Raw genomic sequence first — 6,145 nt, forward strand, 5'->3', positions numbered from 1 at the left:
TATTAAATTAGAAGAGGTATACTAATGAGTATAGAAGAGATAAAAGGAAAAAATATTTTAAATATCATTATAGCTATAATAATATTTTCTTATTTATTAGATTTTACAATAGGTTATTTTTTAAGTTGGAATCAAAGTTTTTATTTTTGGTCAATTAAATTTTTGATGGGTTGCATAGTATGTTATTATATAAATTTAGGTAGAAAATGGGCTGTAAAATTAACTAGATATTCCTTAGCATTATTAAGTTTATTATGCTTTGTAGGATTGTTTAGTATTTTTATTGAATTTGAATCAGCTATTGTATCCTTAATATTTTTTATTATATATTCTTTTGCCTTTTATTTATTAGCATTAAATAAAAATGTAAGAATGTTTTTAGAATTTTAAATAATGAAATTTTATAACTAGGCTAGAGTTAGTTTTATTGTTTTTAGTAAAATTAACTCTAGCTTTTTTTGAAAAAAATAACTTAACTTATATAATTTTTTAAAAATACAATTTTTGAGAATGAAAAGAAATAAATTTGTTACTATTATAAAAATAAAAGTAAAGTATAATGTTATAGGGTAAGTATATTTATATTATGAAAGTGAGGAAAAAAATGAAAAAATTAATTACAGCAATTATATTATTAACTTTAGTTAGTGGATTAGTTGGATGTGAAAAATCAACATCTGTAAAAACAGTTTCATTAAATTCAACTAATAATGAAAGTTTTTCTGTTTTAGATAAACAAGAAGATAAAATTACTTTAGACTTAGAAGGAAAAGTTCAGAATTTAAAGTATCCAATTTATATAGAAAAAAATAGATATTATATTCCTGTTTCAGAGATAATAAATAATAGTAATGGTGAAATAAAAATAAATAACAATTCAAGCATAGACATTAAATTTAATAATGAAAATGTAATTATAAATTTAACTGAAAATAGTTGGATTAATGGAGATAAAAAAGGAGCTTTAAAAGTTTCTCCAATTGTAAAAGATAATATTGTTTATATATCTTTAGTAGATATTGCAAATATATTTGATTTAAAAACTAGATGGTATTCAGATAAAAAAACTATAAAACTTTATAAAAATAGAGATATGAAAGATTTAAAACCATATAAAGGTAATGGTAAAGAAAAAGGGATTTTAAGATTTGAAGATGTGGCTATAGGTGGTACAGGAAAGCAAAGTGATTCAGAGTATTTAGAGTCAATTAGAACTATGGGAGAATATCTAGGAAAAAGAAAAATTCCATATAATATTGCATGGATACCTAGATATATAAATCCAAAAGAAAATGTAGATGCAGATCCATCTAAAGAAAATAAGTTTTCACTAGCAGAATTAATATATACTTTAGATTTTGTTTCTTTTAATAATGGTAAAATAGGCCTTCATGGGTATACCCATCAGAGAGATAATGAAGAGAGTGGTATAGGAAATGAATTTGGCCCGCCATATCCTAGGGTAGAAGATGCTATAAATAGAATGGATAAAGCACTTCAAATAGCTAAAGATATGGATATAAAAATAGATTTTTTTGAAGCGCCTCATTATGTAATAACAAAAGAACAAAATGAAGCATTAGAAAGTAAATTTAAATATATATTTAACAATTATGATTTTGATAAGCCATTATCATCGCAAGAACATCCTATAAAAGCACCAAGTGGAAGAGACACATATTATATACCAACACCATTATATTATGTAGAAGGTGGTAAGGCTAATGAAATGGTAAATAAAATTTTAAATATGCCATCAGAAACTTTTGCAGGTCTTTTTTATCATCCATTTTTAGAACAAGCATTAATAGATTTTAAAGAGGGACAAGATGGTTATCCAGAAACTAATTATAAAGAAAAATCAATACTACAAAGAATTATAGAAGCACTAGAACAAAGAAATATTAATATTATTCCCATTGATAGTATACAATAAACTTAATTAAGTATTAAAATTGTAACAAAATGGAGGTGAATCCTATTTTTTAAATATTAAATAATAGGAAGAAAATGAAAGTGTTAAATATGAAAATAACTTTAATAGCAAGCTGGTGTCATTCATTAAAAGAAAAAAGAATGGTAGTAAAAAGCTTAGTTCAAAAGTTAAAAAATAAGTTTAATATTTCGGTAGCAGAAGTAGGAAATCAAGATTTACATCAATCAATTATTATAGGTATTAGTGCTGTTTGTACAAATAGTAAACAAATAGATTCTACTATGGAAAGTTTAATTAATTTTATGGAAGAAAATACAGATGCTGAAATTATAGATATAGAAAATGAGGAATATGTATTTTAATAAGGTATAACAAGTTCATTACAAGGTAAAGATAATCTTAAAAATAATAAGGAGTGAGTAAAATGGATTATATAGTACCAAGTAATGATTATATAATTGTAACCCCTAAAGGAGAAATAAAAGGTTTTAAAGATTTAGATAAAGCTCAAAATTATATAGATTTTTATAATTCAGAAAGATTAAGATGTATGAAAGATAAGCCTGATTATAGAGATTATGATATGACAGATATAAATTCTTCTATAGATATATTTACTAGATTAGGAGTAGATGAAGGAGAATGTTTAATATATGATTTACAAGAATTTATTCAAAGAATACAAGAATCAAGTTTTTTTGATGAAGAAAAAGAAGAATTAATAAAAAAGCTTCTTAAAGATGAAATAGACCTAAATGTTAAGGATTATCAAATAGAAACTATATTAAATGAAGTTAATATTGTTATGTATTAATCATTAAGTTTATTAATAAGATGAAAATTTTAAAATATAAAGGTTGATTAAAGGATAATTTCATATAGTTATATAATTTTATATATTTTATAATCATGTAATAATATAGAAACATCTACAAATAAATACAGTCATATGATAAGATATAAATGTATTATTAATAAGTTAAGTAACTTATAATAAATATGTTCTGAATATTAGGGGGATAAGAAAACATGAGATTATCTAAAGGAGAGATAGCGTTAGAAAAAAAACGTATTACTAAAAATAGTAGTAAAAGAACTGTAGTAGCCTATTTAAAAAGAAAATATAAGTTTGTAGCTAAGCAGTTTGGTAATAAATATAGCTGTGAAATACTTGATTATGTAAATGTAGATGGAAGAGATTTTACTGCATATATAATTTTTAAAGATTCTAGAATTAAAGAGATAGAATTAAGAAGCTTAGATAATGCAGAAGTTCAATTAAAGGATTATGAGGAATGGGTAAATTCATTAATAGATAATCCATATAAAACAGAAAAAAATAAAAGATTTTATAAATATAAATGGGGTGAAATAATAGTTACTACAAGTAGAGCTCATGAGAATGATAAAGGTTGTATTATTATAACAATAAATTATAATGATAGAAAATTCTTGTGGTGGTAAATCATAAAAAGGATTTAGAGAATTTAGGGTACTCTCTAAATTCTTTTTATTTTAAAGTAATATTTTTTTCAATTTAAGGTAATAATTAAATTGAAAATTAATAGTATAATGAATATTTGAATTTTAAGGAAAAAGGTGAAGATAAATGAATTTAGACAAAGAAAGAATAACCAGAGAAGTACTTTTTTTGAATAATAATATAAAAAAATTAAATAAGTTAAATGATTTGAGCAAAATTGAATTTTTAACTGATTTTAGAAATATAGATAGTACTAAATATTTATTAAAGTCATCTGTAGAATCTATGATAAATTTATGTAATTACATAATAATAGGGAATCAATGGGGATTACCAGAAAATAGTTTAAATACTTTTGAAATAATAATAAAAAATAGTAGAGAGAATAAAATTTATATAAGTAATTATGAAAAATTAATTTTATTAAAAGATAAAATTTCTTATGGATATTATAATATTAATGATGATGAGATATATGAGGAGTTGAATAATCATAGTAGTATTATTGAAAAATTTATATTTTTTATAAATGATTTTATATAATTAAAAATTATGCAATATAAAATAGGAATAAATTCTTAGTAGAATATATTCTTATTTTTTTATAATAAAATTAAAAAAGAAAATGGGGGAGTAAAATGCCAATATATCAATTATCAAATGAAATTCTATTTCCAAATCCATATTTAGCAGAGGAAGATGGATTATTAGCTATAGGTGGTGATTTATCTTTAGAAAGATTAATTTTAGCTTATACTAAGGGTATATTTCCTTGGTATAGTGGGAAAGAACCACTTTTATGGTGGTGCCCTAAAAATAGATTTATAATAGAGCCTAATGAAATAAAAATATCAAAATCTATGAAAAAAATAATAAAAAAAAATGAATTTAAAGTAACTTTTAATAATGATTTTCAAGGAGTTATAACTAATTGTAAAATACTAAGAGAAGAGAAAGGAACGTGGATAAATGAAGATATTAAAAATGCATATATAAATTTATTTGAAAAAGGATTTGCTACTAGTGTAGAGGTTTATAAAGATGATGAACTAGTAGGCGGTTTATATGGTGTTAATATTGGAAAATGCTTTTTTGGAGAGAGTATGTTTTCTAAAGTTAGTAATGCTTCTAAAATCGCATTAATTTATTTAGCTAATAATTTATTCAAAAAAAATTATATATTTATAGATTGTCAATTTCATACTAATCATTTAGAAAGCATGGGAGGAAAGTTTATAAGTTATAAAAAATTTGAGCATATGTTAGATAAAGGTATTAAAAAAATTAATAATTAAAAAGAATAAATAGTGTGGTAAAAGTAGTAATTAATACTTTTTTGATATATATTATAAACTTAAATAATATAATTTTTTATAAATGTATTATTTTAGAATTGGGGATGAGTAAAATGTTATCTTACAAATTTTTGTTTGATATAGCAATTATACTTTTGAGTACTAAATTACTAGGATTACTTACAAGAAAATTTCATATGCCACAGGTTGTTGGAGCTTTATTAGCTGGATTATTTTTAGGACCAGCAGTACTAGATGTTCTACATGAAACTAGTTTTATAGAAAAAATGTCTGAATTAGGTGTTATAGTATTAATGTTTACAGCAGGATTAGAAACAGATATAAAACAATTAAAAAAAACAGGTAAAGCTTCTTTTATAATAGCTTTAATGGGAGTTATTATTCCTATAATAGGAGGTATTACTATTTCTTATATATTTAATAGAGGTAATCTAGCTACTGTTGAAGGAAATGTAATGTTACAAAATATATTTATTGGTATTATATTAACTGCTACTTCTGTAAGTATTACAGTTGAAACTCTTAAAGAGTTAGGAAAGTTAAGTACAGAAGCTGGAAATGCTATTTTAGGTGCAGCTATAATAGATGATATATTAGGAATAATTGCACTTACTATAATAACAAGTATGTCAGATAATACAGTGAATGTTTTATTAGTTTTAGGTAAAATATCAATGTTTTTTTTACTATCTTCTATTATTGGATATCTATTTTATAGATCTTTTGATAAATGGGTAAAATTATATAATAATGATAAAAGAAGGTTTGTGATAATATCTTTTGTTTTTTGCTTACTTTTATCATTTGTAGCTGAAAGATTTTTTGGTGTGGCGGATATTACTGGAGCATTTATTGCAGGAATAATAATATCAAGTACTAAGAGAAAAAAATATATATTGGCAAGATTTGAAACTATATCTTATATGTTATTATCACCTATGTTTTTTGCTAGTATTGGAATTAAAGTTAAATTACCTAAAATGTCAGCTATATTAGTATTATTTAGTTTAATTTTAATTATAGTTGCAATTTTAACAAAGGTTATAGGATGTGCATTAGGAGCTAAAATGGCTAAACTTTCTAATGAACAAGCATTGCAAATAGGTGTTGGTATGGTTTCTAGAGGAGAAGTTGCATTGATAGTAGCTAATAAAGGTTCAAACTTAGGTTTACTCAGTCCTTTGTTTTTACCACCAATTATTATAATGGTAGTTACTACTACTGTTATAACTCCTATATTATTAAAAATAGTTTTTAATAGAATAAAAATATAACAATAAAATCACTAGTGTTTAATCTTTGGATTCAAATACCATTGACAAATTTTAATTAGAAAAAAGTTTATAAATTACCAAAAATTTAGACGTGAAAATAGCCGGTAACCTTTGTTTTAATATAATTACCAAAAAC

The 6,145-nt window shown here is 22.8% G+C and carries 8 protein-coding genes; all 8 read left to right on the plus strand.

All coding sequences use genetic code 11. From position 1 onward, the window contains the following. Positions 1-24: 24 nt before the first annotated feature. The 8 genes from GBZ86_RS11315 (at position 25) to GBZ86_RS11350 (ending at position 6,009) form a co-directional block, all read left to right on the plus strand. The gene (locus GBZ86_RS11315; RefSeq protein ID WP_152890742.1) at positions 25-390 is read left to right on the plus strand and encodes a hypothetical protein; all 366 of its coding nucleotides are present in this window, start codon (positions 25-27) and stop codon (positions 388-390) included. Positions 391-604: 214 nt separating this feature from the next. Then, entirely contained in the window at positions 605-1,936 is a 1,332-nt protein-coding gene (locus GBZ86_RS11320) for a DUF2334 domain-containing protein (protein WP_152890744.1), read from the plus strand. 74 nt (positions 1,937-2,010) lie between these two features. Further along, positions 2,011-2,298 carry a DUF503 domain-containing protein gene (locus tag GBZ86_RS11325; RefSeq protein ID WP_152890746.1) on the plus strand — a complete coding sequence of 96 codons (288 nt, stop codon included), beginning with the start codon at positions 2,011-2,013 and terminating at the stop codon, positions 2,296-2,298. Positions 2,299-2,360: 62 nt separating this feature from the next. Continuing rightward, on the plus strand, positions 2,361-2,750 hold the full coding sequence (locus tag GBZ86_RS11330) for a hypothetical protein (protein ID WP_152890748.1): 390 nt from the start codon (positions 2,361-2,363) through the stop codon (positions 2,748-2,750). A gap of 215 nt (positions 2,751-2,965) precedes the next feature. Next, entirely contained in the window at positions 2,966-3,400 is a 435-nt protein-coding gene (locus GBZ86_RS11335) for a hypothetical protein (protein ID WP_152890750.1), read from the plus strand. Between the two features lie 145 nt (positions 3,401-3,545). Then, entirely contained in the window at positions 3,546-3,962 is a 417-nt protein-coding gene (locus GBZ86_RS11340) for a DUF86 domain-containing protein (RefSeq protein WP_152890752.1), read from the plus strand. 95 nt (positions 3,963-4,057) lie between these two features. Continuing rightward, complete coding sequence (gene aat, locus GBZ86_RS11345) at positions 4,058-4,714, plus strand: leucyl/phenylalanyl-tRNA--protein transferase (RefSeq protein ID WP_152890754.1); 657 nt, start codon at positions 4,058-4,060, stop codon at positions 4,712-4,714. A gap of 113 nt (positions 4,715-4,827) precedes the next feature. Then, positions 4,828-6,009, plus strand: coding sequence for a cation:proton antiporter (locus GBZ86_RS11350; RefSeq protein WP_152890756.1), 1,182 nt, complete (start codon positions 4,828-4,830; stop codon positions 6,007-6,009). Positions 6,010-6,145: the final 136 nt, after the last annotated feature.

It is taken from the genome of Clostridium tarantellae (genome assembly GCF_009295725.1).
Lineage (GTDB): Bacteria > Bacillota > Clostridia > Clostridiales > Clostridiaceae > Sarcina > Sarcina tarantellae.

What these genes read in the sequence shown, in the direction of transcription:
- GBZ86_RS11335 (WP_152890750.1), top strand. Translation starts at nt 2,966, where the DNA reads ATGAGATTATCTAAAGGAGAGATAGCGTTAGAAAAAAAACGTATTACT.
- GBZ86_RS11320 (WP_152890744.1), top strand. Translation starts at nt 605, where the DNA reads ATGAAAAAATTAATTACAGCAATTATATTATTAACTTTAGTTAGTGGA.
- GBZ86_RS11325 (WP_152890746.1), top strand. Translation starts at nt 2,011, where the DNA reads ATGAAAGTGTTAAATATGAAAATAACTTTAATAGCAAGCTGGTGTCAT.
- GBZ86_RS11340 (WP_152890752.1), top strand. Translation starts at nt 3,546, where the DNA reads ATGAATTTAGACAAAGAAAGAATAACCAGAGAAGTACTTTTTTTGAAT.
- GBZ86_RS11330 (WP_152890748.1), top strand. Translation starts at nt 2,361, where the DNA reads ATGGATTATATAGTACCAAGTAATGATTATATAATTGTAACCCCTAAA.
- aat (WP_152890754.1), top strand. Translation starts at nt 4,058, where the DNA reads ATGCCAATATATCAATTATCAAATGAAATTCTATTTCCAAATCCATAT.
- GBZ86_RS11315 (WP_152890742.1), top strand. Translation starts at nt 25, where the DNA reads ATGAGTATAGAAGAGATAAAAGGAAAAAATATTTTAAATATCATTATA.
- GBZ86_RS11350 (WP_152890756.1), top strand. Translation starts at nt 4,828, where the DNA reads ATGTTATCTTACAAATTTTTGTTTGATATAGCAATTATACTTTTGAGT.